The organism is Vallitalea guaymasensis (assembly GCF_018141425.1).
Classification (GTDB): domain Bacteria; phylum Bacillota; class Clostridia; order Lachnospirales; family Vallitaleaceae; genus Vallitalea; species Vallitalea guaymasensis.
This window is the reverse complement of record NZ_CP058561.1, coordinates 662,709-688,013: the sequence shown is the minus strand read 5'-3', so window position 1 is coordinate 688,013 and position 25,305 is coordinate 662,709. Positions and strand designations below refer to the sequence as shown.

20 protein-coding genes and 1 riboswitch are annotated in these 25,305 nt (G+C 31.2%); of the genes, 15 read left to right on the top strand and 5 right to left on the bottom strand.

Annotation, left to right across the window (positions count from 1 at the left end; all coding sequences use genetic code 11):
• Nucleotides 1-212: 212 nt before the first annotated feature.
• The 3 genes from HYG85_RS03100 to HYG85_RS03090 are packed head-to-tail and all read right to left on the bottom strand — an operon-like array spanning nucleotide 213 to nucleotide 5,079.
• Nucleotides 213-1,595, bottom strand: coding sequence for an MATE family efflux transporter (locus HYG85_RS03100; RefSeq protein ID WP_212692240.1), 1,383 nt, complete (start codon nucleotides 1,593-1,595; stop codon nucleotides 213-215).
• Nucleotides 1,588-3,333 carry an ABC transporter ATP-binding protein gene (locus tag HYG85_RS03095; protein ID WP_212692239.1) on the bottom strand — a complete coding sequence of 582 codons (1,746 nt, stop codon included), beginning with the start codon at nucleotides 3,331-3,333 and terminating at the stop codon, nucleotides 1,588-1,590. Before HYG85_RS03095 ends, HYG85_RS03100 begins: the two co-directional genes overlap by 8 nt.
• The gene (locus HYG85_RS03090) at nucleotides 3,334-5,079 is read right to left on the bottom strand and encodes an ABC transporter ATP-binding protein (protein WP_212692238.1); all 1,746 of its coding nucleotides are present in this window, start codon (nucleotides 5,077-5,079) and stop codon (nucleotides 3,334-3,336) included.
• A gap of 256 nt (nucleotides 5,080-5,335) precedes the next feature.
• On the opposite strand from HYG85_RS03090, the gene HYG85_RS03085 reads away from it, so the two are divergent.
• The 7 genes from HYG85_RS03085 (at nucleotide 5,336) to HYG85_RS03055 (ending at nucleotide 13,727) form a co-directional block, all read left to right on the top strand.
• On the top strand, nucleotides 5,336-6,313 hold the full coding sequence (locus HYG85_RS03085) for a helix-turn-helix domain-containing protein (RefSeq protein WP_113671621.1): 978 nt from the start codon (nucleotides 5,336-5,338) through the stop codon (nucleotides 6,311-6,313).
• Between the two features lie 92 nt (nucleotides 6,314-6,405).
• Nucleotides 6,406-6,801: a BlaI/MecI/CopY family transcriptional regulator gene (locus HYG85_RS03080; protein ID WP_113671620.1), complete on the top strand. Its 396-nt coding sequence runs from the start codon at nucleotides 6,406-6,408 to the stop codon at nucleotides 6,799-6,801.
• A 19-nt stretch (nucleotides 6,802-6,820) separates the two neighbouring features.
• On the top strand, nucleotides 6,821-8,956 hold the full coding sequence (locus HYG85_RS03075) for a M56 family metallopeptidase (RefSeq protein ID WP_212692237.1): 2,136 nt from the start codon (nucleotides 6,821-6,823) through the stop codon (nucleotides 8,954-8,956).
• Between the two features lie 142 nt (nucleotides 8,957-9,098).
• Nucleotides 9,099-9,746: a hypothetical protein gene (locus HYG85_RS03070; protein WP_212692236.1), complete on the top strand. Its 648-nt coding sequence runs from the start codon at nucleotides 9,099-9,101 to the stop codon at nucleotides 9,744-9,746.
• A gap of 60 nt (nucleotides 9,747-9,806) precedes the next feature.
• Nucleotides 9,807-10,502, top strand: a complete 696-nt coding sequence (locus HYG85_RS03065; RefSeq protein ID WP_212692235.1) for a 2-phosphosulfolactate phosphatase — start codon at nucleotides 9,807-9,809, stop codon at nucleotides 10,500-10,502.
• A 269-nt stretch (nucleotides 10,503-10,771) separates the two neighbouring features.
• On the top strand, nucleotides 10,772-11,236 hold the full coding sequence (locus tag HYG85_RS03060; RefSeq protein WP_193774364.1) for a helix-turn-helix domain-containing protein: 465 nt from the start codon (nucleotides 10,772-10,774) through the stop codon (nucleotides 11,234-11,236).
• 34 nt (nucleotides 11,237-11,270) lie between these two features.
• Nucleotides 11,271-13,727, top strand: a complete 2,457-nt coding sequence (locus HYG85_RS03055; protein WP_212692234.1) for a heavy metal translocating P-type ATPase — start codon at nucleotides 11,271-11,273, stop codon at nucleotides 13,725-13,727.
• A gap of 127 nt (nucleotides 13,728-13,854) precedes the next feature.
• Here the strand turns inward: HYG85_RS03055 and HYG85_RS03050 are convergent, their stop codons facing one another.
• Entirely contained in the window at nucleotides 13,855-15,045 is a 1,191-nt protein-coding gene (locus tag HYG85_RS03050) for a cation:proton antiporter (RefSeq protein WP_212692233.1), read from the bottom strand.
• A gap of 74 nt (nucleotides 15,046-15,119) precedes the next feature.
• A riboswitch (Fluoride riboswitch) is annotated at nucleotides 15,120-15,192 on the bottom strand.
• Between the two features lie 140 nt (nucleotides 15,193-15,332).
• On the opposite strand from HYG85_RS03050, the gene HYG85_RS03045 reads away from it, so the two are divergent.
• From HYG85_RS03045 to HYG85_RS03020, 6 genes are all read left to right on the top strand, one after another.
• Nucleotides 15,333-15,782, top strand: a complete 450-nt coding sequence (locus HYG85_RS03045; RefSeq protein ID WP_212692232.1) for a MarR family winged helix-turn-helix transcriptional regulator — start codon at nucleotides 15,333-15,335, stop codon at nucleotides 15,780-15,782.
• Between the two features lie 74 nt (nucleotides 15,783-15,856).
• Nucleotides 15,857-17,599 (top strand): ABC transporter ATP-binding protein, encoded by a 1,743-nt coding sequence (locus HYG85_RS03040; protein ID WP_212692231.1) that lies wholly within the window; start codon nucleotides 15,857-15,859, stop codon nucleotides 17,597-17,599.
• Nucleotides 17,596-19,326, top strand: a complete 1,731-nt coding sequence (locus tag HYG85_RS03035; protein WP_212692230.1) for an ABC transporter ATP-binding protein — start codon at nucleotides 17,596-17,598, stop codon at nucleotides 19,324-19,326. Before HYG85_RS03040 ends, HYG85_RS03035 begins: the two co-directional genes overlap by 4 nt.
• A gap of 137 nt (nucleotides 19,327-19,463) precedes the next feature.
• Nucleotides 19,464-20,318: a creatininase family protein gene (locus HYG85_RS03030; protein ID WP_212692229.1), complete on the top strand. Its 855-nt coding sequence runs from the start codon at nucleotides 19,464-19,466 to the stop codon at nucleotides 20,316-20,318.
• Between the two features lie 2 nt (nucleotides 20,319-20,320).
• Nucleotides 20,321-21,082: a MerR family transcriptional regulator gene (locus tag HYG85_RS03025; RefSeq protein WP_212692228.1), complete on the top strand. Its 762-nt coding sequence runs from the start codon at nucleotides 20,321-20,323 to the stop codon at nucleotides 21,080-21,082.
• Nucleotides 21,083-21,150: 68 nt separating this feature from the next.
• Nucleotides 21,151-22,032: a fumarylacetoacetate hydrolase family protein gene (locus tag HYG85_RS03020; protein ID WP_212692227.1), complete on the top strand. Its 882-nt coding sequence runs from the start codon at nucleotides 21,151-21,153 to the stop codon at nucleotides 22,030-22,032.
• Between the two features lie 65 nt (nucleotides 22,033-22,097).
• Here HYG85_RS03020 and HYG85_RS03015 read toward each other — a convergent pair whose 3' ends face one another.
• Nucleotides 22,098-23,360, bottom strand: a complete 1,263-nt coding sequence (locus HYG85_RS03015; protein WP_212692226.1) for a helix-turn-helix transcriptional regulator — start codon at nucleotides 23,358-23,360, stop codon at nucleotides 22,098-22,100.
• Nucleotides 23,361-23,505: 145 nt separating this feature from the next.
• Between HYG85_RS03015 and HYG85_RS03010 the strand changes: the two genes are divergently transcribed.
• Both HYG85_RS03010 and HYG85_RS03005 read left to right on the top strand, forming a co-directional pair.
• The gene (locus HYG85_RS03010) at nucleotides 23,506-24,270 is read left to right on the top strand and encodes a nucleotide-binding protein (RefSeq protein ID WP_212692225.1); all 765 of its coding nucleotides are present in this window, start codon (nucleotides 23,506-23,508) and stop codon (nucleotides 24,268-24,270) included.
• Nucleotides 24,260-25,303 (top strand): ABC transporter substrate-binding protein, encoded by a 1,044-nt coding sequence (locus HYG85_RS03005; RefSeq protein ID WP_212692224.1) that lies wholly within the window; start codon nucleotides 24,260-24,262, stop codon nucleotides 25,301-25,303. The genes HYG85_RS03010 and HYG85_RS03005 overlap by 11 nt, the downstream gene beginning before the upstream one ends.
• Nucleotides 25,304-25,305 lie beyond the last annotated feature (2 nt).

The window sequence follows — 25,305 nt, the reverse complement described above, 5'->3', positions numbered from 1 at the left end:
CAGCTGAGGTTCTAACACACCCCAGAGTGGCGATATAAAGGAGAAAACATATAGGGTGATAAGAACGACTTTTACAGGTTGCTGCTACATCTTAACCAGATAATAGCAGCAAATGTAACGGGAGTGATTATCACCCTATATGTTTCTCACATACATCCGTTGTCTAATAAAAAAATTCACCTATTCCAATTCTTAACCCTATAACCTTTTTATCAAACAACCCTAGTCTTCAACTCAACTTTATCCTCACTAACAATCTGACGAAATTCCCTCTCTATTTTCACAGCAAAAACAACAGTAACTACACTTGTCAAAATATCCGCTACAGCCTGAGAATATATAATTCCATTAAGACCCAGTAAAGATGGCATAATCAATATTACTGGTATGAAGAATATACCTTGTCTTCCGATATTAAGTATTCCGCCGGATACTGCTCTACCAATAGCCAGATACAATGTTGAATATGTGAACTGAAATCCAAAAGTGAAAAACATTATTGTATTAGCTCTCAAAGCTTTTACACCAATACGTATAACTTCTTCATCTGAACTGAAAATAGATATAATGGGTTTTGCAAAGATAAAACTTATGGCAGTCCATGCAATACAAAATATCGTTGTCCATTTTATAGTAGCTTTTGTAGCATCTTTCAATCTACCAAAATTCTTAGCACCATAATTATATCCTGCAATAGGTTGAAAACCTTTCATGAATCCAAAAACTACATTAGTACCAAGAGTGATTATTCTAAGCACAATCCCTATTGCAGCAATAGCTTGGTCATCATAAGCCTTAGCTGCTCTAGATATTAAGCTCATGGATAAGCTACAAAGGAGTTGTAAAAGCAGCATTGAGATACCAATCTTAATTATCTGTATATAAGTATTTTTTCTAGGTGCAAAATTGGATAATGAAATTTTTAGGAAACTCTTACCGCTTACAAAGAATTTAATATAAATAAGTGATGTCACTATCTGAGAAAGTAAAGTAGCTAATGCGGCTCCTTCAATACCTAGATTGAATGTATATATAAATAATGGGTCTAGGATCATATTAAGGACGGAACCACTAATCATTGCAGTCAATGAAATATTAGCAGCACCTTGGGCAACGGCTAGGTTACCGGTGGCAACATTGACAGTGCTGAATAGCATACTGATTATGAATATTGATGCATAACTCTTGGCAAAAGGTAATATTGTTTCTGTAGCTCCCATAAATAACAGTACGGGACCTAAGAAAATAAAAATTGAAATAACTATTATTATGCCTATTATTAAAGCGCTAAATAATGCAGTTGATGCTACTTCATTAGCTTTTTTCGTATCTTTGGAGCCAAGTAGCCTAGATATATATGAACCTCCCCCTGTTCCAAATGTAAGTCCAATACCTGAGAAAATCAAAGATATTGGAAAGGCTACTGTGACAGCTCCTACTTGACTTATGCCAAGTTCTGATACAAAATAAGTGTCTACTACGTTGTATAATGCAATGACAAGCATACTGACAACCATCGGTATACCTAGTTTAAATAAAGATTCAGTAATATTACCTTCACTCATTAGAAGGATTCTATTATTTTTGTTACTCATATATAGCATCTCCTTTCACAATCCATTCACTTGCAGCTTCTTGTTCTTTAACCATTCTGTAATAATGACCCTTCTGTTTCATCAGGTATTTATGATTGCCTATTTCTTCAACTTTTCCATCATTCAATAGGATTATCTGATGAGCGTTGCGTATTGTATTTAGTCTATGAGCTATAACAAATACAGTTTTATCTTTCATCAATCTGTCTAAGGCATTATTTATTTTAGCTTCATTATCTGGATCAAGGGAAGCAGTTGATTCATCTAATAACAGGATTGGTGCTTTTTTAAGGATAGCCCTTGCAATAGCTATACGCTGTTTTTCTCCACCTGATAGAGAAGCTCCACCTTGAGCTACCATAGTATCATAGCCGTCTGGTAACTTCGTGATAAAGCCATGACAATTGGCAAGTTTAGCTGCTTCGATGATTTCTTTGTATGTAGCATCAGGTTTACCGATTTTGATATTATTAAGGATTGTATCATTAAGTAATACATTTTCTTGGAAGACCGCACTGATGTAACGGAGAAGCTGGTCTGGATTCAGGTCTTTTATATCTCTACCACCAATTTCTATTGAACCTTTTGTAGGATCCCAAAAACGTGCTATAAGATTAGCTATGGTTGATTTCCCTGCTCCTGATGGTCCTACTAGAGCGGTTATGCTTTTTTCTTTTGCTTCAAAGTTAATATTGTGTAGTACTTCTTTTCCAGATTCATATGAGAAATCTACATTTATAAAAGAAACTTTATAATTATCTAATGTAAAATCGCTATCAGTATATGAAAGAGGTTTATAATCGAATGTAGTCTTTAGATTACTAGTAGCAAGTTTTAAATCATTTAACATTATATAATAGTGTTCGAAAGATATAAGAAGAGCTGAAAGGGCTAGACTCATTATCATGAATGCAACAAAGGATTCAGCTGTCAGTTCATTTCCTGATACCATATAGCTACCTAATAATAGTATCAATGGAGTCAAAAAACTAACGATGATTACATACATACAATTAGGTATTGCCATCTTATATTCTGTCTTGATACTTAATTTTCTTGTATCTTCTAGAGTATCAATCAATCGTTCAAAGTGTGTATCTGTCAAGTTATGAGATTTGAATACTTTGAATCCTTTTATATACTCGATTACAACTGAAATCATACGTGAACCGAGACTGCGCTTTTCTTTTCCGTATTTTTTTACTAGTCTATTGCTCCAATGGAGTATAGGGAAAGAAATCACTATTACTAAACATTGTGACAAGGCTAGTTGCCAGTTGATGAAAAATGTACCTATGATAATTAGCACAACTAATGTGAGTGTTTTTATGCAAAAAGGTAAAGCATGGGATAGAACCCCTTCAAAACTAGCGATATCATTAGTAAGAGTATTCATCAAATGCCCTATACTGTTTTTATTAAAATATCCAAGGTTAAGATTACATATATGTTCACCTAGATCAACACGAACATCATGAGCCACATCAAAACCTCTTGTAAAACATAATAAATAACCTTTGCGATATATAATAATTCGATAGATTACGCTTGCTGCACATATTGCTGTGTATATTATGATTTTAGATTCAGTTAGAGTATCATTAAGTAATTCTACAACTGTCAAGTACAAAATGAAATATAATGCCATACTGCCTATAGCATCTATGATAGTTAGAAAAATAGGAAGATAAAGCTTTTTCTTATTGTCTTTTAACAGCCAACTTATTGTTTTTAACATCTAGACAGCCTCCTTTTCTGATGAGTGTATATAAGCATTCCACATAGTACTATAGATTCCGTTTGAATTTACTAAATCATCATGTGTGCCTTGTTGGGCAATCTTACCTTCATTAAATACAACAATGTTATCAGCATTAACTATTGTATGAAGTCTATGAGCTATCATTATCGTTGTCTTGCCTTTCAATAGATTAGCTAGAGCAAGTTGGATTTTATGTTCATTCTCTATATCTGAAAATGAAGTAGCTTCATCAAAAATAACTATTGGGGAGTCTTTTAAAATAGCACGTGCTATAGCAATTCGCTGCTTTTGACCTCCAGAGAGTTTTATTCCTTCTGAATCTCCTAGTCGAGTCTTATATCCTTTGGGTAGACTCATGATAAAATCATGGATCATAGCTCCTTTGGCGGCTTCTATGACTTTGGAAGAATCAGCGTTACTGCCCATTGCGATATTTTCAAATATGGTATCATCCATTATGAATATATCTTGGAATACAAAAGCAGTAGTGTCCATCAGGGAATTGGTAGTCAAATCTTTTATATTAACATCATTAATTTTTATTTCGCCTTGATTAACATCAAAGTATCTTCCAATCAATTGTGCAGCTGTGGTTTTACCAGCGCCTGATGCACCTACAAATGCTGTAAAGCTACCAGCGGGTATGTTAAGGTTAACATCTTTAAGTACAGATGTATCAGAGTAGGAAAAAGATACATTATCAAAGCTGACACTATAACTTTCCTTCTTTGGAAGAACTATGGTTCCTTCAGATATAGGCTCAAGGTTAAGTATTTTTTGAACATGGGTCAATCCGCTTTTTAACTCCATAATTCCCATTCTTATATTTATAAGATTGAAGAAAGCACTAAAGAAACACATTGACAACAATATAAATAGAAGGTAATTACCAAGTGAAAGCATTTCATTAATATACAAAAATCCACCTACAGGCAATGTAAATAAAATAGCAGAATCTAGTATTACAACGGTAACTGCTATAGGAGCACAAGATTTATGTGCCATTTTTTTGAGACATGTTGTATATAGTGATAATGAATTAGTATATTTCTTGAAATGTTTTGCAGATAGATGATACATTTTAAGTACCTGCATACCCGATACCATTTCGTTGACTGATGTGTTGACAGAAGATATGGTATTAGCAAATTCTGTTGTTAGTTCTGGATATCCTTTCATAATCTTCATTGGGATAAAGATTCCAAGAACAGCTGGTATCAATATGCATATTGCCATTATAGGCTGGATAATGAGCAGTATTACAAATAATATGATAGGTACAACAAAGGATTGTGCCAGTTCAATAAGATTATGACCTATAAAATTTTCTAATCTTCCAATATCGTCAAATAGAGCTGTTTTAATTTCACCTTGAGAGTTATCATTAAAAAAACCTAGATTCAACTTTGACATATACCTGATTACCTTGATTCTTAATTTATGCATTGTGTTAAATGCTGATAAGTGGGTACAAAGGCTGGCAATTGATAATAGTAAAGATTTTAATATAACTGAAGCAATACTAATGATTGCCCAATATATGATAAATGAAAAATTAAATCCACTTTGACTATACTCATATATTATTTTGTATATTGCCAGATATGGTACAAATGATAATGCAGAACATATTATCGCAAGTATCAATCCTACAAAAAGTTTAATACGTTCGCCTTTTAATAGAGAAAACAAATTATTTAATAAAGATTGTTTTTTATTCATTTTTAGGCTCCTTTCCTAATTGAGAGTTATTATCATAATCTGTTGATGCTCTATATTATAGCTTTTTTTATAGTAATTACAATATACTAGTATTCAATTAATTAGTTTTTGAATAAACTGGGTAAAAGCCCTTAAAATCAATGTTATGTGATTGTCTCTAAGATAGAAAAATGGTAATATTATGATATAATTAAGGTGTTGTATGATATAAATTTATGATAGAATGACAGTATACATTTCCAGGAGGTAAAATTAGATGATAGAGACAATACATGAATACTATTCTGTTTTAACTGAGCAGTATCCATTTACAATGGTGTACGAATATTCCCAGGAGGGAGACCACTTTTATAGGATGGAACCAGAATATGGGGATGGGAGTTTGAGGCTTATATCATTTAATGATATGTTTATGGTAATTATTGCAGACTATACACCAAAACACGATTTTGAAAAGGTATCAGAAATCACTCAGAGTTATGTTGAGATAAGTCAATTTGAAACTAGTTCAAGTTCTTTTAAAGTAGGCGATCAAAAAGTTAAACCTGTCAAAAAGGGGATATGCTGTTATATCAACAATAGTAAAAAAATATATGTTTATTGCAAAAAGAAAGAACCGGTACGTTTCACAAAAGTTATAATATCAAAAGAGTATTATGATGATTTTCTACAGAAAAGATATGGAGATAGTTATCAAGGGGCTAAAAATGCGGTAAGATTCTTATCTAAGAGTCCTAATCAACCAGAACTTAATTTTATATTCCAGCAAATAAAAAGCTCCAGGGCAAAAGGTTCTTCTATGAATATATACCTAGAAGGTAAGATACTAGAATTATTAGCTCTTGCTACATATAACTATGAGCAGGCTATTAAGACTGAGCCAATTCATGTAAAACTCAGTAATAAGGATGTAAGGTCATTAAAAAAGGTTATAGAGTACATGAATAAAAATCTATCCAAGTATCCTTCCATTGAAGAACTGTCCAAGATGGCAAGTATGAGTACAACTCGTTTTCAATTAGCTTTTAAAAAAACATATGGTACGACTGTATATGAATACTTGAAATCACTAAGGATGAATCAAGCTTTAATTCTCTTACAAGATTCGGGTTATAGTATACAAAACATAGCAAAAGAAGTAGGGTATAATAATGCTGGACATTTCGCGGGTATATTCAAGAAGATATATGGTGTTACACCAAAAAAATATAGAGACATGCAAGATATTTTGTAATTATAAAAAAATGTCTTGACATTTTAAATCTACAAGTGTAAACTAATTAATAGATTTACACGTGTAGATTTAAAAATAGGAGGATTTATCATATGAAGAAGAATATTCCTAGTATCTCTGATTCAGAATTAGAAGTGATGAAATTAATATGGAAGAAAAATCCTATTACTTCTGACGAGATAATAAATAGTTTATCTGAAAAAATGAATTGGAATCCACAAACTATTAAAACTTTTATTACTAGACTTGTTAAAAAGAAAGCAATATCCTATAACAGGTTAGGGCGCAACTATTTATATTATCCTGTTATTACTCAAAAAGAATATGTAAAAGTTGAGAACAAGAGTTTTCTTCAAAAAATTTATGATGGTGCTGTTGATAGGCTGGTTTATAACTTCATTGAACAAGAAGATTTGTCAGAAGAAGATATTGATAAGCTTCAAAAAATGTTGGATAACAAGAAAAAAGATAGCACTAAGAATAAGTAGTATATAAGGAGTAATAGCTATGGATATTTTAAATACGGTTTTCATGAATGTACTTTTAGTTACGTTCACCTCAAGTATAATAGCAGTAATAATACTCTTAATCAGATATCTATTCAAAGCAAAAATAAGTATCCGATTTAATCAGATACTATTAAGTTTTATTTTATTAAGATTCTGTATGCTTATAGTGCCAGAAAGTTCTATGAGTATACTAAATCTACTGCCACAATATGGAGCAGAAAATACTATATCAGAGAGTTTGTCCACTATACATCCCAATATAGAAAATCGACAAACTCCAAGAAATAGTATAGGAAAAATAACACAAGTTGATTATATCAAAAATAATGATAAACGTCTAGAATTGCCTACTGTCAGTACAACACATGTTGAAAATAAAATTAGTTTTACTAACATACTATCAATAATATGGTTAGCTGGATTATTAATAATCCTGATTGGTGCAATTTTAATACAGGGGAGATTCACTTATAAATTAAAATCATGTGAACGAATAGATGATAGTGAGTTACTAATTATTATGGAGAAATGTAAAAAGATATTAGGTATAAAAAGAAATGTAAATATATATATGGGAGATAATTTCAAAAGCCCATTCATAATAGGTATATTTAGACCTAGTGTATACATTCCTAAGCAGATGATTAAAGTGGATAAAGAGCATTTTCAACATGTGATTTTGCATGAACTTGCTCATTATAAGAGAAAGGACCTAATTTACAACATATTTAGCGTTATAGCTATAGGTATTCACTGGTTTAATCCTATAATATGGAAAATAACTTCTATTATTAGATCAGATATAGAATTAGCCTGTGATACTTACGTCCTTGATAGATTAGGCGAGGACAATGCAATATCATATGGGGAAAGTATATTGGTTGTAACACGATTGTTTCTATCAAGGCGTAATCAGATAGGATTAGCTTGTTATCTTAACAATACCAAGAAGCAGTTGGAGAGGAGAATAATAATGATTAATAAGTTTAAAAAAAATACATATAAATTTACAGCATTATCTATAATGTCAGCATTATTGATTGGAGGCATAGTGCTAACTAATCCTGTAAGTGCTAGACAAAAAAATGATGAGTTGAAAGATTCTATAGATAATCTAGAAATAGATGAGAATAAGGACATGATGGATGATATCTTAGTTAAATTATATTGTAACAGGTATAACAATTTAGATAGTTTTATTGATAATGTAGAATTTGATTTTATGGTGCCAGACTATGTACCACAAAACAATTATTATTTGGGCGAATTAGCTTGGTTTCCACATGATGAAAGAGCTAGATTGTTTTATGATAATGATAATGGATTCTTTGTTGATATTATGATGTTTCAAAAAGATCCAGATGAATATTTTGGTAATAGGACAGTAAAAATAGATAGATATCCAAGTAGTATTGAAGGTATAGAGGGCGAAATATTAGTTACTAAGTTTGGTTCTGAGACTACTAAACATTTTATATATAAGAAAAATGATATATATTATGTCATAGATTATCAAAAAGTTAATGGAGACAATAGTATTAAAGGTGAAATACCATTATCAGAAGTTGCTGAAATAATTAAATCTCTAAAAAATCCAGAAGATGTTGATAAAAGTATCTTTGATCTACCTAATATAGATTTTTGTGTGTATAGTATGGAAGATATGGAAACAGCTAGAGAAATTGTAGGATTTGATTTTAAACTACCTATTGATGATTTTTTAGGTAAATATACTAGAATTCAAGCTTCAGAAGATAGAAAAGATATAAATCTGAATTTTGAAGGTGGCTTCAATCTAGTACAAACACAGGAAATTCCTTATTATTATAATCAATTTACTAAACTTGGTAAATTAGAGATAGCTGATTCTGAAAAGGTTTGGTTTGAAAAGATGGAAGGTAATTGGGAATATATCAATAATAGAAAAGTGTTGAAAATAATCTATACATGTGAGTTATTCGGAAATCAGACAGAACCAGATAGAGACATTGAGTATGTCTGGTGTGATAATGATATATATTATTGTATTTCATATAATGGTTATACTAGTCCAATAGATATTGAAAAGGCAATGAAACATATTATGGATTCAAATAGTTTTGATGAGATAATTAAAGAAAATAGTATGAATTAGATAATATCTTACTTGGGGTGAAATTTTTTGAATTTCACCCCATTTACTTTCTACTTTTCTATGTAGCTTGCAATATCATTAACTCTAATGTATCATATTAAAATAGAGTTCAAAAGTCATTAATATGGGAGGATGTTATCCTATGATAGATAATACATTTATTGAAGAAATCAAGAAAAAAGATTTGGACATAGCTGCAATAGCAGATAAAATAATAGATGATAAAGAATATAGAGATAGAGTAGTGTTGTATTTGATGACTTACAAAGAAATCATGGTTTATTATAATAGTTATTATGTTCTAGCACATGCAAGTGAAATAAAACCAGAATTGTTCTATGAATATTGGGATGAATTTGCATCGTTGCTTAATCATAAAAATTCTTATCATCGTGACATAGGAATGACACTAATTGCTAATCTTACAGTAGTTGATGTTAATTACAGGTTTGATATTATTTTTGATGAATATGTTAAATGTATTGATGATGAAAAATTCATGACAGCGCAATGCTGTGTAAGAAATCTAAAGAAAGTACTTAAGCATAGAGAAGACCTAATTGCGAAAATAATTGAAATGGTACTTAATATAGAGCATATAACATCATATTCAGAAAAACAGATAGAATTATTGAAATACGATATTCTAGAGATTTTTGATTCAATATATAATAAAGTAGCAGTAGACCATAAAAGTAGAATTGATATATTTATTAATGATTGTATGGAAAGCATTAGTCCTAAGACAAAGAAAATGGCTAAAAGATTAAAGAAGAAATATGAACTCTAATATATAGATTGTTGAAGATGATAAAGCTGAAAAAGCTAAGTTATAGATAGGGATGATGAAATGGAAATAAAAATACTAAATTTATTAGAAGGAGCAAAACATGCAGAAGGGCTTACGGTCATTATTGATGTATTTAGAGCTTTTAGTGTAGAGTGTTACCTATACCAACAGGGGGTAAAAAATATTTATACTGTTGGAACAATAGAAAAAGCTCAACAACTTAAATTAGAGCATCCAGAGTATATTTTAGTAGGTGAAAGGGATGGACTCTTATTAGATGGTTTTGAATATGGAAATTCCCCATATTTTATAAATGAAGCTGAGGATATAAAAGGAAGTACAGTAGTTCATACAACTAGTGCGGGTACTAGGGGAATTGTGAATGCAAAAAATGCTACAGAAATTATAACAGGCAGTTTTGTTAATGCTAAAGCTATAGCAAAATACATTTTACATGAACAGCCAGAAAAAGTATCTCTTGTAGCAATGGGTAATGGGGGTTCTTATGAAGCGAAAGAAGATGTCCTATGTGCTGACTACATAAAAAGCTTGTTGCTAAATAAAGATTTTGATTTATCTAGTTTAAAAGATAAGTTATTAAACAATGGTGGAGAGAGATTCCATCAAGTAGATACACAGGATAGTCAGCCAAAAGAAGATTTTCATCTTTGCTTGGACTATGATAAATTTGATTTTGTAATAAGGGCTGATAAAGTTGAAGATGATTTGTATAAAATGATACTAATCAACCAGTAAATATTATTTAAAAGGATATACATAATTATAAGAGTTTTATTTCTCTAAGGAGAATAAAGCTCTTTTTTAGTGTTAATTACTATAAATAATGATTTAAATGTGTTGAATAAGATTCAAGGGAAATATATTGAACTTAATGAAATGTATATATAGATGCTCAAGTAATTTGTACAAAGTGAACAAAGTTGGACAATTTTGTACAAAAGTACTTGAAAATCATTTTCAATATGATATAATGTATTTATTAAAATACTAGAAAGGTGATGCTCATGGAAGAAAAATATTACACTATTGATGAAGTTGCTAGCAAATTAGAAGTTCATACCAAGACCATAAGAAGATATATATATAGTGGTAAAATACAGGCTTTGAAGGTAGGTGGACAATGGAGAATATATGAAAGTGCATTGGACAAATACTACGAAGACTCAAAATGCGCATGTGGAAATGGTGATGTTAGCCAAGATGATTTCTGTGTATTTATGGATGGACAAAACAGGACAACAGAAGACAAGCTTCAAGTGTGTAGTATAATAGACTATTACGTTAATGAACAAGAAGAAGCTAAACCCATTGCCCATGAAATAACAGATGTAATAATGTCTATGGAAGGGCAAAACCAATACAAATTCAATTATATATATGATTCAGCAGAAAAACGAGCTAGATTTGTTTTATGGGGGAACGCTACTTTTCTAGAAGAAGTAGCCAACCGTCTTAAAAAATTTCAATAATAAATGTAAATAACAAGATTGGAGGTTTGATGTTATGAAAACAAAAAAAACGTATAAAGTAGAAGGAATGCATTGTGCAGCTTGTTCATCAGCGGTGGAACGAGTAACTAAAAAAATAGATGGTGTTTCTTCAGTTAGTGTTAATATAAACACTAAAAAAATGCAAATAGAGTATGACGAAGATGTAGTTGACAAAGGCAAAATCTTTGAAGCAGTTGAAAAAGCTGGATTTGTGCCTTCAGAAGATTCAGAAGAAAAAAAGGTTGTAATACCAATAGAAGGAATGCATTGTGCTGCTTGTGCCAAAACAATTGAAACAGGTGTTAATAAATTAGATGGTATTTTAGAAGTATCAATAAATGTTCTAGTGGGCAAAGCATATATAAAATATGATGTTAAGAAAGTAAGATTATCAGAAATTAAAAAAGCAATAATTAAAGCAGGATTTACCCCTAAGGAAATAGAACGGAATAATGATGCTGAAGAAGATAATTCTAATAATATAGAACAGAAGAAAATGTGGTTTAGATTAAAGATCGCCATAGGATTTGTTATTCCTCTTCTATATATATCCATGGGACATATGATAGGATTACCAATTCCTAAATTCATCAATCCTATGTATGAGCCACTTAATTTTGCACTTGCACAATTTATATTGCTTATACCTATAGTTGTAGTTGGTAGATATTTTTATAGTAGAGGGTTCAAAGCTCTATTCACTGGGCATCCCAATATGGATTCACTTATTGCAGTAGGTACATCTGCGGCGATAATATATGGTATAGTTGCAACATACCAAATAAGTATTGGACAAGTTCAATATGTAAAAGACTTATATATTGAATCAGCAGGAACTATCATAGCATTAATAATGCTTGGTAAATCCTTAGAGAATCGTTCCAAGGGTAAAGCATCTGAAGCCATCAAAAAATTAATAGGACTCAGACCGAAAGAAGCCTTAGTATTACATGGAACCGAAGAAATACGTATGCCTATAGATGAAGTAGAAGTAGGGGATATCGTACTAGTAAAACCGGGTGAAAAAATACCTGTTGATGGACGTGTGACAGAGGGTAGAAGTTCAGTTGATGAATCAATGATAAGCGGTGAGAGTATACCTGTAGAAAAAAAAGTTGGAAGTAGTGTAATAGGAGCAAGCATTAATAAAAATGGGTTGTTGAAGATTGAAACTACCAAAGTTGGTGATGATACAGCACTGGCAAAGATTATTGATCTAGTTGAACAGGCTCAAGGGTCAAAGGCACCAATTGCAAAATTGGCAGATATCATAGCTGGTTATTTTGTACCTATTGTAATATCAATAGCTGTATTAGCTGGAATCGCATGGTATATAGGAACTGGTGATCTAGAACTTACTCTTAAGGTATTCATTTCTGTTCTTGTTATAGCTTGCCCTTGTGCACTTGGCTTAGCTACACCAACAGCCATTATGGTTGGAACTGGAAAAGGTGCAGATGAAGGAGTTTTGATTAAAAGCGGAGTAGCACTTGAGACAGCACATAAAATTGATGTTGTTGTTTTTGATAAGACGGGTACAATTACAGAAGGTAAGCCAGTAGTTACTGATCTGATAACTAAAGATTATGACAAAAAAGAGATATTAAGATTAATTGCTTCGGCAGAAAAAGGTTCAGAGCATCCTCTAGGTGAAGCCATAGTTCATAAAGCTGAATTAGATAATATAGAATTAGTTAGTGCTATTACAGATTTTAAAACCATTTCTGGTCAAGGTATAAAAGCTGTAATAGAAGGTAAAGAGCTTTTATTAGGTAATGAAAAGATGATGAAAGAGTTTAATATCAAAGAGTGTGATATTAGTAAAGGTGAGGATTTGGCTTCTGAGGGTAAAACACCAATGTTTATCGCTATTAATGGAAAATATGTTGGTATAGTAGCTGTAGCAGATACAGTTAAGCCAGATAGTAAAAAAGCTATTGACCATCTACAAGATATGGGTATAAAAGTAGCTATGATAACTGGTGATCATAAGAAAACAGCTGAAGCTATAGCTAAAGAAGTTGGAATAAGCTTAACTATAGCAGAAGTTTTACCGGAAGATAAATCTAGAGAAGTCAAAGCTCTGCAAGATAAAGGATATAGAGTTGCAATGGTCGGTGATGGAATCAACGATGCCCCAGCATTAGCACAGGCAGATATAGGGATAGCTATAGGTTCAGGAACTGATGTCGCTATGGAATCAGCAGATATAGTATTGATGAAAGACAGCATTGTAGATGTTATAAAAGCAATAGAGCTCAGCAAAGGGACTATTAGAAACATCAAACAAAACTTATTCTGGGCATTTGGATATAATACATTGGGTATACCAATAGCAGCAGGATTACTTCATATATTTGGCGGACCTTTACTTAATCCGATGATTGGAGCTGCCGCAATGTCATTTAGTTCTGTATCAGTGGTTACTAATGCTCTTAGATTAAGAAATATCAAGTTGTATGATATATAAATTAGTAGAGTAGCATTTCAGAGAGTTTTAAATTATATTTCTCTTTAATTAAGGATGAGGCTTCACAATAATACATTTCTTTTATATTAATGCATTAGGTGAGCCTCATTTTTATTGATTATATGTCTTAACTATTGGTTGCTGCATGATTCAAGAATTTTTTATGGGTATAATCAATACCTATAGCTCCAAGGGGAGCGGTTATTATAATGGCTAGAACAGCTACAGTGAGAATCGTGTTCCCAGATTCGACTCCTTTTTGTAAAGGTATAGCGCCAATAGCTGCTTGTACAGTTGCTTTTGGCAGATAGGCTATTGAACAAAATAGTCTTTCTTTTTTATTCAAGCTTGATTTTAATAAACAAATGTTTACACCACAAATTCTGAATACTAACGCACATAAAACAAGTAGTATAGAGATTAAACCTGCACCAGCCAGATATCTAATATCCACAGCTGCACCAACTAATACAAATAATAGTATCTCTGCGCCTACCCATATCTTAGAAAACTTAGTCATCAATCTTCTAGCCAGTACATTATAGGATTCAGATATGGTTCCACCTAGAGCCATAACAGCGAGCAAACCAGATATTGATACTGTAGGTTTTACATAACTCTCAAGAGTCAAAAATAAAAATGAAATACTGAGTATTATAAGCACTTTGACAGTATCTCTCATATGAAGCCTTTTTACTACCCAGATAAAGACAATACCTGTTAGTATACCAAGTAGTAATCCAAGTACTATTGATAATGGTACAGATAATAAGCTTGAAGTCTCGAAGCCTTTTCCACTATACATTCCTAAAAAAGCGGTGAATAAAACAATAACATAGATATCGTCAACAGATGAACTTGCCATTATCAATTGAGGTATGCTTTTGTCATTTCCATAACCACGTTCCATTAGGTTAATCATCCTTGGCACAACTACTGCTGGTGAAACAGCGGCTAATACAGTCCCCATGATAGCTGCTTCAATATAACTTATATGAAAAAATATTGGAGCCAGTATAATTACTGCTGTTAATTCGAGAGTTGCAGGGATAAAACACATTAGTACGGCTTGTTTACCAACTTTCTTCAAATCTCTTATATCAAGAGATAGACCAGCCCTAATTAGAATTACTATCAAGGCAATTTCTCTAAGGTCGCCAGAAATATTAAGAATTTCTGGTGAAATAAGGTTAAGTACAAATGGACCAAGTATCACTCCGGTTAAGATCATACCTAATAGACCAGGTAGATTTAACTTGTTAAGAATTCCACTTAGTGCAAATCCTAAAATCAAAATTAATGCTAAACTAAATAACATCTAATAATCCTCCTTTGGCAGAACACAACAAAAGTTTTTTATCTATTCAATAAAAAAGCTGATGGTTCTGCGATATAATCACAGAAGTCATCAGCGTATAAGCGGTTCTAGCTTTTGCTAAGGGAGAACTTCATTCCCTGCACAAAATATATTATCATAATATGTCATAATAAGCAATACCCATTTATCCAGTTTTATACTGGTTGTATTCATAAAACTTATTCTGCTTGATAAAATTATTAAAATTAAAGGTTGACAAAAACGTATAGCTAGTATACGATGATAGTATGAAGAAGAATATGGAAGAAGCAATTGAAAAATTTATGACTATGACAGAAAAAATATCTAATTGTGGTAAAAATCCTCGTAATTATGGAACAGATGTAGACATATATAGAAGTGAAATCCATATAATTAAATTAATAGGAGATTATGCTAATCTACATGTTTCAGAAATAGCGAGAAAATTTGGAGTTACTAAGGGAGCAGTCTCACAGTCTCTTAAAAAGCTAGAAAGAAAGGGGTTAGTTGAAAAGTACCTTGACGAGACAAATAATACAAGGTTGTTAGTAAAATTAACAGATAAAGGTCAGAAAGCGTATTTAAGCCATGAAGAACATCACAAAGTATCTGATAAAGATATATTACAATATCTAGACGAATTAAGTGACCATGAATTAGAAATAGTGGTAACTTTTATTGAAAAAACCAGTGAGATGGCAGAAAGGCATCTATAATATTTTTTTTTATCTAAACGTATACATACTATACGTATGATTATTTATAAATATAAGATTATAAGGAGGCAAGTATGAAAGAAGATAGTAGCGTTTCAGTAAATCAGTACAAAAGGAGAAGTTTACCATCAAGAATATTGATAGCTGTAAGTGTAACAATTGGTATAATCCCAATAATTATAGTTATGAGGATGGTAAGTCTACTTTCAAATAACGAAATCACAACAAAGATGATTATTATACTTGGTGGAATTATATGTTGTTGTCAAGTTATGAAAGCAGTTTTTTATGGGTTATCCATGTGGAAAGCCCATGATTTCGCATTTTCAGTATTATCAGAAATCAGAATAAACATGATTGGACATTTGAAAAAATTATCTTTCAGTTTTTTTCAGAAAAGAAAAATTGGAGATTTGACAAATATTATAAATCATGATGTTGATCAGACAGAATTATATTTGGCACATGGATTGCCAGAAATAACTATAGCTATGCTAATACCTTTTGTCATAGCGGTCAGTTTGCTTATTATGGATGTGCGTCTGGGATTGGCTTTGATATCAACTGTACCACTAGTGTTTTTGTACCAAAAAATACTCAACAAACTTATTGCAGGTAAATTTATGCATTATGCTAAAAGTACTAAAAAGATGTCAGAAGATCTAATAGAGTATATAGCTACCATTCCAGTTATAAAAGCATTTAGTAAGGAAGAGAAAAGAACCAAAAAATTACTGGATGGTATGGATGATTATATCTCATGGGTAAAGAAAATGACTGTTAGTATCTCTTTTCCTATGACTTTTTCAACAATGCTTATGGAAGGTGGTCTTGTAGTATTGGCAATTGTGGGTTCCATATTGTTGAAAGATAATAAGATAGATGTTAATACTTTTGTTTTAGCAATAATCCTAGGTGGAATCTTTAGTAATACTTTTGCTAAACTTCCTATATTCCATCATATGAGTATTATTTTTAAAAACGCCCTAAGAGAAATCAACTCTGTAATGGGAGTAAAACCAAATAATACTAATGAGATAAATAGTAATATAAAATCTGGTGACATAGAATTTAAGAATGTTGAATTTAGTTATGATGAGGACAAAAAAATACTTAAAGATATTAATTTAGTTTTCAAAAAACATTCAATTAATGCAATTGTAGGAGCGTCTGGTTCAGGGAAAACAACTATCGCTAATCTAATAATGGGATTTTGGAAGCCAAGTGGTGGAATGATAAATATTGATGGTAAAGATATCAGCAAGATCAGTGAACATGATTTGTCTAGACTAGTATCAATTGTCCAGCAGGAAGCTTTTTTATTTAACATGAGTATAGAAGAAAACCTTAGGATAGGAAAGAAAGAGGCTACCAAAAAAGAAATCATAGAAGCAGCTAAAAAAGCTCAGATTCACAATATGATTATGAGTCTTCCAAAAGGTTATAATACAATAGTTGGTGAATCAGGAGCTAAGCTGTCAGGAGGAGAAAAACAAAGATTATCTATAGCAAGAATGATACTCAAAAACTCTCCTGTCATTATATTAGATGAGGCAACTTCAGCTATTGACTCAGCCAATGAACATCTGATTAAGAAAGCATTAGATAACTTAGGTAAAAATAAAACAATCATTACGATTGCTCATCATCTTAATACTGTAATAAATGCAGATCAAATCTTTGTTATGGAAGATGGTAGGATTGTGGGTAATGGTAGTCATGAAGAACTACTTCAAGATAGTAAGTTATATAAGAAGATGATTGAAGAACAAGCCTGTGTAGACAACTGGGCAATTAAGGAGGTAGTAAATTCATGATATCAACTATTTTTAGATATATGACTAGAAAAGGTAAAAGTATGCTTATATTATCAATAATATCCTTTACAGTGAAATCTCTATTAGGTGCATCTATGATGTTGGTCATTTTGGATATGCTTAATAAAATAATAGATGGTAGGACAGACAATCTTCATATGTATTGGATAGCTCTTGCAGTTATAATATTATTAAACGGATTGTTTAATACAATAGCAGACCTTGCAAAACATTTCAGTGGTTTTGAAATTGCTGCAAAAATAAGAACTAAGGTAACATTAAGATTAAAACAATTTTCTCTAGGATTCTATTCTAAGGAAAGGCTGGGAGAGATTAGTACGGTTATCCATAAAGATGTGGATAATATTGAAAGCATTACAGCTCATATGTGGTCAAGAATGTTCAGCGATTTTATTACAGCTATCATTATTGGAGGCTTGCTTTTTGCTATTAATTGGAAGATGGGATTGGCAATGATTTCATTTTTGCCTATAGGTCTATTGCTATTGATAAAAGGAATAAAATCAACTAGTAAATTAGAAGAAGATACTCAGGATAATCTTGCTGATATGGTTAGCTTATTTGTAGAGTATACTAAAGGAATTCCTCTATTAAAAGCTTTCAATGAAAGTGAAACATTTGAAAACAAACTAAAAGACAGTACTAATAGGTTTGGTGAAAGCAGTAAGAGATTATCTAAATCCATAGCAAAATATATAGGAAAATATTTTTTGTTTTTAGAACTATCATTTGGGGTATTAGCGATTGTAGGAGCATTTATGGTATTCTATGGGCAGCTGGATGTATCTAACTATATAATTTTTATAATTTTCAGCAAAGAATTCTATAAGCCATTTACAAATATTGAATCTCATTGGCTTAATTATATTAAAGTCAAAGATAGTTATAGTAGAGTAATGGCAATAATGGATGCTAAAGTTATTGAGGAAGTGGATCAACCTAAGAAAATGGATGGGTTTGATATAAGGTTTAATAATGTCTATTTCAATTATGAAAAAGACGAATTTCAATTAAGTAACGTTAATCTAAGCATTGATGAAGGTAATATGGTTGCACTAGTAGGACCTTCTGGTTCAGGAAAGACAACTATCACTAATTTATTATTAAGATTTTGGGATCCTCAACAAGGAGAAATAAGAATAGGTGGAAATGATACAAGAGAGATTGACTATGATGAGCTACTATCAAATATAAGTATTGTAATGCAGAACGTAATATTATTCTCAGATTCAATATATGAGAACATTAAAGTTGGTAAAAATGATGCAACAAGAGAAGAGATCATAGAAGCGGCTAAAAAAGCTGAGATACATGATTTCATTAAATCTCTGCCAGAGGGATATGGTACAAGATTAGGAGAAAATGGTGTAGGTTTATCGGGAGGTCAGAAACAGAGACTTTCTATAGCTAGAGCCTTTCTAAAAGATGCTCCTATTGTAATCCTTGATGAAATGACAAGTAATGTTGACCCTATAAATGAAAGAAAAATACAAAAGGCCATAAGCAATCTGGCGGCTGATAGGACGGTTATAGTAATAGCCCACCATCTAAAAACTATTAGAAGTGCAGATAAAATAGTGGTATTCAATAAAGGTAAAATAGTTGAAACGGGTAGTCATGATGAACTACTTAACAGTAATGGATTATATAGGAAATTATGGGATGCACAGAAAAGTGCTGAAACTAGAAATTTGTGTAGTGCATAGAATTTTTTTGATGGTAACGTATAGTGTATATACGTTGCTTTTCAAATTATGGGAATAAACTCTTTATATTTTATAACTTGACATTCCAGTAGCTGGAACATATACACTTAGGTTATAATTATAAGGAGGTCATAATGATGAGTAGAAATATTATGGAATTATGTTGGACACAAATTGAGGAGTTGGATAAAGAAAAAACGGTAATGATGATTGGAATTGCACCAATAGAAGAGCATGGTAGGCATCTTCCAACAGGTGTAGATGTATATGAAACAAAACATTGGATAGAAAGTTCAATAACCAAATTAGAGAACTCATTTCCAGAGTATACTTTTTTAACAATGCCAATGCTCCCTTTTGGACATGGTGATATAAGAGGATTTGTTGGAAACATTCATTTATCTCAAAAACTGATTTATCAAATAGTATTAGAAATGTTAGGTGGAATAGCTGAGTGGGGTATTAAAAATATAGTTATAATATCTGGACATGCAGATCCAAAACATCTTATAGCAATAGAGCAAGCATGTGATGAAATAAATAAAATATATCAAGATGTATCCTTTGCTCCCATGGGGGCGATATTCAGTCAAGATAACATCACTCTTGATTTTAAGGATGATTCAAATCAATTGGTAAAAGAAAAGTTAGGTAAGTATCCAAATGATTTCCATGGAGGATGGATAGAAACATCAAATATGCTAGATATATGTCCAGGTCTAGTTAATGACAACTATGGAAATCTTCCAGATATATCAATAAATGAAATGGAAATGATACAACCAGAAATAGTAAGCAGTAAAATAAAGGGACAAGGTCATATAGGATATCCAAAAGAGTCAACTATGGAACTGGGTCAAGTATTAAATGAAAATATGGCGGAAAGAATCAAGATATGTGTTGAAGCATATTTAATAAGAAAAGATTATAAAAAATATTTACATCATAAATTGTATAATATACCTGCATTAAAAGTACAAGGAGGAAAGTAGACATGTATACCATAGGTGAATTTGCTATCATAGTTAAGCTGAATAAAAAAACTATAAGATATTACGATGAAATAGGTTTGTTTCAACCAGCTTATATAGACCCTAATAATCAATATCGTTATTATAAAAGAGAACAAATCAATGATTTAAATAGAATTATAAAATTAAAGGAAACTGGTATCTCCCTAGAACAAATAAAACATATAACCACAGATTCAGAAGATGTATCAATCAAAGATATATACAATAAAAGATTATCAGAAATAGAATTTGAAATTGAAAAACTAAAAAAGCAGCAAGACAATATTAAAACTCTCTTATCAACTTCTCATGCAGAAAGGAATGTTAATAAAGAATTTGATATTTCTAAAGAATATTACATTGAAAAAGGATTAATAGTATACCAAAAAACAGAAAAGCAAGAAGATATTCATGACATCATCAACAATTTCTATAATTATGTAGGTAATAAAGTAACACTTAGTTCAGGACATTTCTTCAAGAGGTCTCTGGATGATAATGCAGATGGCATCAGTGAAATATTCGCCTATACAACTAATGTATCAGAAGAATTAGATATCAAAACACAAACAAAAGAACTTTGCTTAAGAACATTGTGTGATTCAATCGAAAATAGAGATCTAGCATATGCCTCTTTATTTGATTATGCGAAAAATAATAATATTGTAATAGGCTCCATATATGAAAGATATAAAATCAATGCTGGCAAGATGCAGATAGAAATAATGTTTGAGATTGTATAAAGCGTGGAATGAAAGTGTGACATATGTTAAAATAGATATATAATTTGATACACAGAAAGGGGTATACTATGTATTTATGCACATATGAATATGAAGGTAAAGAAAATGTAGGTATAATGATAAAAGATAATGTATCCATTATTCCAATTAATAAGCTTATTGATGAATCCATCAATGATATGAATGAATTCATAAGTATTTATAGTGATAAGATGGTATTCTTGAAAAAGAAGGTTAATGAATACTCAGGTAATCTAATATCATTAAACGATGTAAAGGTCAGTTCACCTATTAGATACCCCAGAAGAGATATTCTGTGCTTAGGAAAGAATTATAAAGACCATGCTTTGGAAATAAAGGATTTTGTTAAGAACAAAGAACTCATTCCTAAGTATCCTATATATTTTACAAAAAGAGCTGATAGAACTATAGGTACAGAAGATACAATTCTTAGGCATGAGCAGATAACTAATGAAATAGATTATGAAGTTGAATTAGCTGTAATAATAGGTAAAGACGGTATTAATATAGATAAAAAAGATGTTGATGAGTATATTTTTGGATATACAATTGTTAATGATGTATCAGCTAGAGATATTCAGAGAAAACATGAACAGTGGTTTAGAGGTAAAAGTCTACAAACTTTCTGCCCTATGGGTCCATATATAGTAACTAAAGATGAGATACCTTCCCCTGTTGCACTAGATATTACCTGCAAAGTAAATGATGAACTTCGTCAATCATCTAATACAAAAAATATGATATTTGATATACCACACATCATATCTGAATTGTCAAAAGGAATAGAGTTAAAGACTGGTGATATCATAATAACAGGAACACCTTCGGGGGTAGGATTAGGGTTTAATCCTCCTAGATACTTAAAATCAGGAGATAAGATTGAATGTACAATAGAAAAAATAGGTACGTTAGTAAACTATATGGAATAATTATATACTTTTGATTATAAAAGCATAGTTATGAAAGAAGTGTTTAATAACTATGCTTTTATTTTTCAAATATCATCACGATATTTTTTGTAATATTGACTTGGTGTCATTTTTAGATGTTTTTTGAACACAGTCGAAAAATAATTAGTTGACTCAAATCCAACTTTTAACGCTATTTCAGTCAGGTTATAATTTGAATTCTTAATCAGTATGGTAGCTTGATTGATACGATACTGATTCAAATACTGTTTTAATGATATATGATATTCTTGCTTGAATTGAGCTGATAGGTAGCTTTCGTTCATGGGAATACTCTTTGCTATATCACCTAATTTTATATTATTCATATAATTTGTATGTATATACTTTAATACTTGAAGTATGTTCGGAGATAATTCTATTGAATCATAATTTTTTATCACACCAAAGAATTCTTTTATTATCAACTCTCCAATTTGAAACAAGGTACTATAATCATAATGCTGGTCAATATTTAAAATACAAGTATTGGAAATCTTATGTAATTGGGTTTTCAGCTCTTTAAAATGAATGCACAGATGATACTGTATAACTGTAGTAAATGCTACTAATTGATATTTTAGCATTTTTATATTACATTTATTTTGGTAAGGTAGCTCTAAAAATATCTGTATAGTATTATATGATTTCAGTGCGTTCTCAATATCTTTTATGACCAAGTAATCACATATCTGCTTGACAGATGGAAAATTAATAAAACCATTTGTATAATTGTAAGAATCAAGAGGTAGGGCTTTACCCCATTTCGTACTATTCATAGTTTCCATAGGTCTAAAATGCTGACATCCTATATAGATGCTTTTAGACATCAAATGATAGAATAATTGTCCTAGATAATTAAGTCTGTTATTATGTATATAATTAAAGTTTTTGAAAGTAGAGTAGGTAATAGGTATTTTTGTAGCCTTACAATACTTTTCAAAATAACATTTTTTATCTATTGTAGAAAGATTTATAATTGTAAAAGGTTCCATCATTAAGAAAGCTATAAGCATATTATCTCTTAAAACAGGAGCTATTATAGTGTATGTATTTTTATATAATTCATATATTAATGAATCTCGTGGTGATAAAGAAGTATTATGTAAATAGTTGGCAATTACACTCCCAGCTAAGTTGTCCATATAATTATTTACGTCTGCATAATCATCCTTAGTTATTTTATCTATTATTTTTCCAGTATCATTATATGCGTAAACACTATATCCAGTAGTATAATAATAACTTTTCAGTACATGATTGAGATGCGGATAGATAATGTTATTGTTATTAGATAAAAAAATATTCATAACTTCCTCCTAGTATTGATAATGATAATTAATATCATAACATAATTTTGATATAATAACAAAAGAAATTGAAGAAATTCTAAAAATATTAAATGTAATTGATAATGATAATTGATATCATTAAGCGGAAAGAGATGGTGAGTTTATGAAAAAAATAGCAATCTATGGAAAAGGCGGTATTGGAAAATCTACTACAGTATCAAATTTGTCCAGAGCATTAGCTGCGACAGGAAAAACAGTAATGCAGATAGGATGTGATCCAAAAGCTGATTCTACGAAGAGTCTTGTAGGAGGAAAGAGAATTCCTACGATTCTACATACATTGAAAGAGAAGAAAAGAGCGACTAAGTTAGAGGATATTATGGTTATTGGTGACGGTGGAGTTTTATGTCTAGAAGCAGGAGGTCCAACACCAGGTATAGGCTGTGCTGGGAGAGGAATAATATCAGCATTTGAATTATTGGAAGAGCTTAATGCTTATGAAATCTATAAGCCTGACATAGTAATCTATGATGTTCTAGGGGATGTAGTTTGTGGTGGATTTGCCATGCCTCTTAGAAAAGGATATTCAGATGAAGTATTTATCGTAACAAGTGGTGAAATGATGAGTATGTATGCAGCCAGCAATATTGCCAAAGCAGTAAGGCAGTTCTCTAATCGTGAATATGCTTCTCTTGGCGGATTGATATTAAATGCTAAGAACATTGAAAACGAAGGTGAACTAGTTAAGAAATTAAGTACAGAACTGGATACATCAATTATTCAGCATATACCAAGGAATCCAATAGTACAAAAAGCAGAAAATCTGGGTAAGACTGTTGTAGAAGCTTTTCCAGAGGATGAAATGTCTAAAATATATATGGATTTAGCACAAAAGATTATTAAGGAGGAAAATGATAATGAGAAATAAAGGTTTAATATGTTTGATATTAATAGTGGTGATGATGGCTGTAGGGTGTAGTTCTAAGGACACTCAAGTTGAAACGAGTAAAGATGGGACAAAGGTACAGGACAATAAGGGACAAGAAAAAGATAGTGATGTAGATGAAAAAGAAGGTAAAGAAAACGTACATAGTGATGAAGATAATAAAAAAGAAGAGATTGATGATATGACCAGCGCATCAAAAAAAGAAGATAGTAAACTGGAATTTGATTCAATACCTGAAAAAGTTGCAGTAGGAACAATAGGATTAACAGAAATATTTGATGCACTAACAATAGATTTAGTAGGGGTACCATCATCAAAATCTCATAATATACCAGAGCGTTACGCAGACCTTCCAGCTATTGGAATGAGTATGCAACCAGATATGGAAAAGCTGAAAAGTCTGGAACTTGATGTATTTATTACTGATAGTGCTTTACAAGATAGTTTAGAAGAAAGTCTAAAAGATAAGAAAATAAAAGCTGAATTTGTAAAAACTAGTGGATACAACGATATCATTGCTTCAATTGAATCTATTGGGAAAGCTTTTGACAAAGAAGATAAAGCAAATGAGATTATAGGTAACATGAAAAAAGTTGAAAAGGAAGTAATGGATAAGATAGAAGGTAAAGACAGTAAGAAAGTCATGATAATATTTGGAACACCTGAAAGTTTCATGTTAGCTACAGACATGTCATACATAGGAGATTTAGCCAATCGTATGAATCTGGAAAACATAACTGATGATATGGATATCAAAAGTCCTTATTTACCTTTTAGTATTGAATCAGTTGTTGCAATGAATCCAGATGTAATACTTAGATTCACTCATGCAGACCCAGAAACAAGTAAAAAAATGTTCGAAAAAGAGTTTGCAGAAAACCCAGTATGGAATGCTCTAGACGCAGTAAAAAATGAGCAGGTGTTTGACCTTGACCCACATTATTTTGGTGTAGTTGCCAATATAAGATGTGCGGAGGCTTTAGAAAAATTAGCTGACATGATTTATGGTGAATAGTA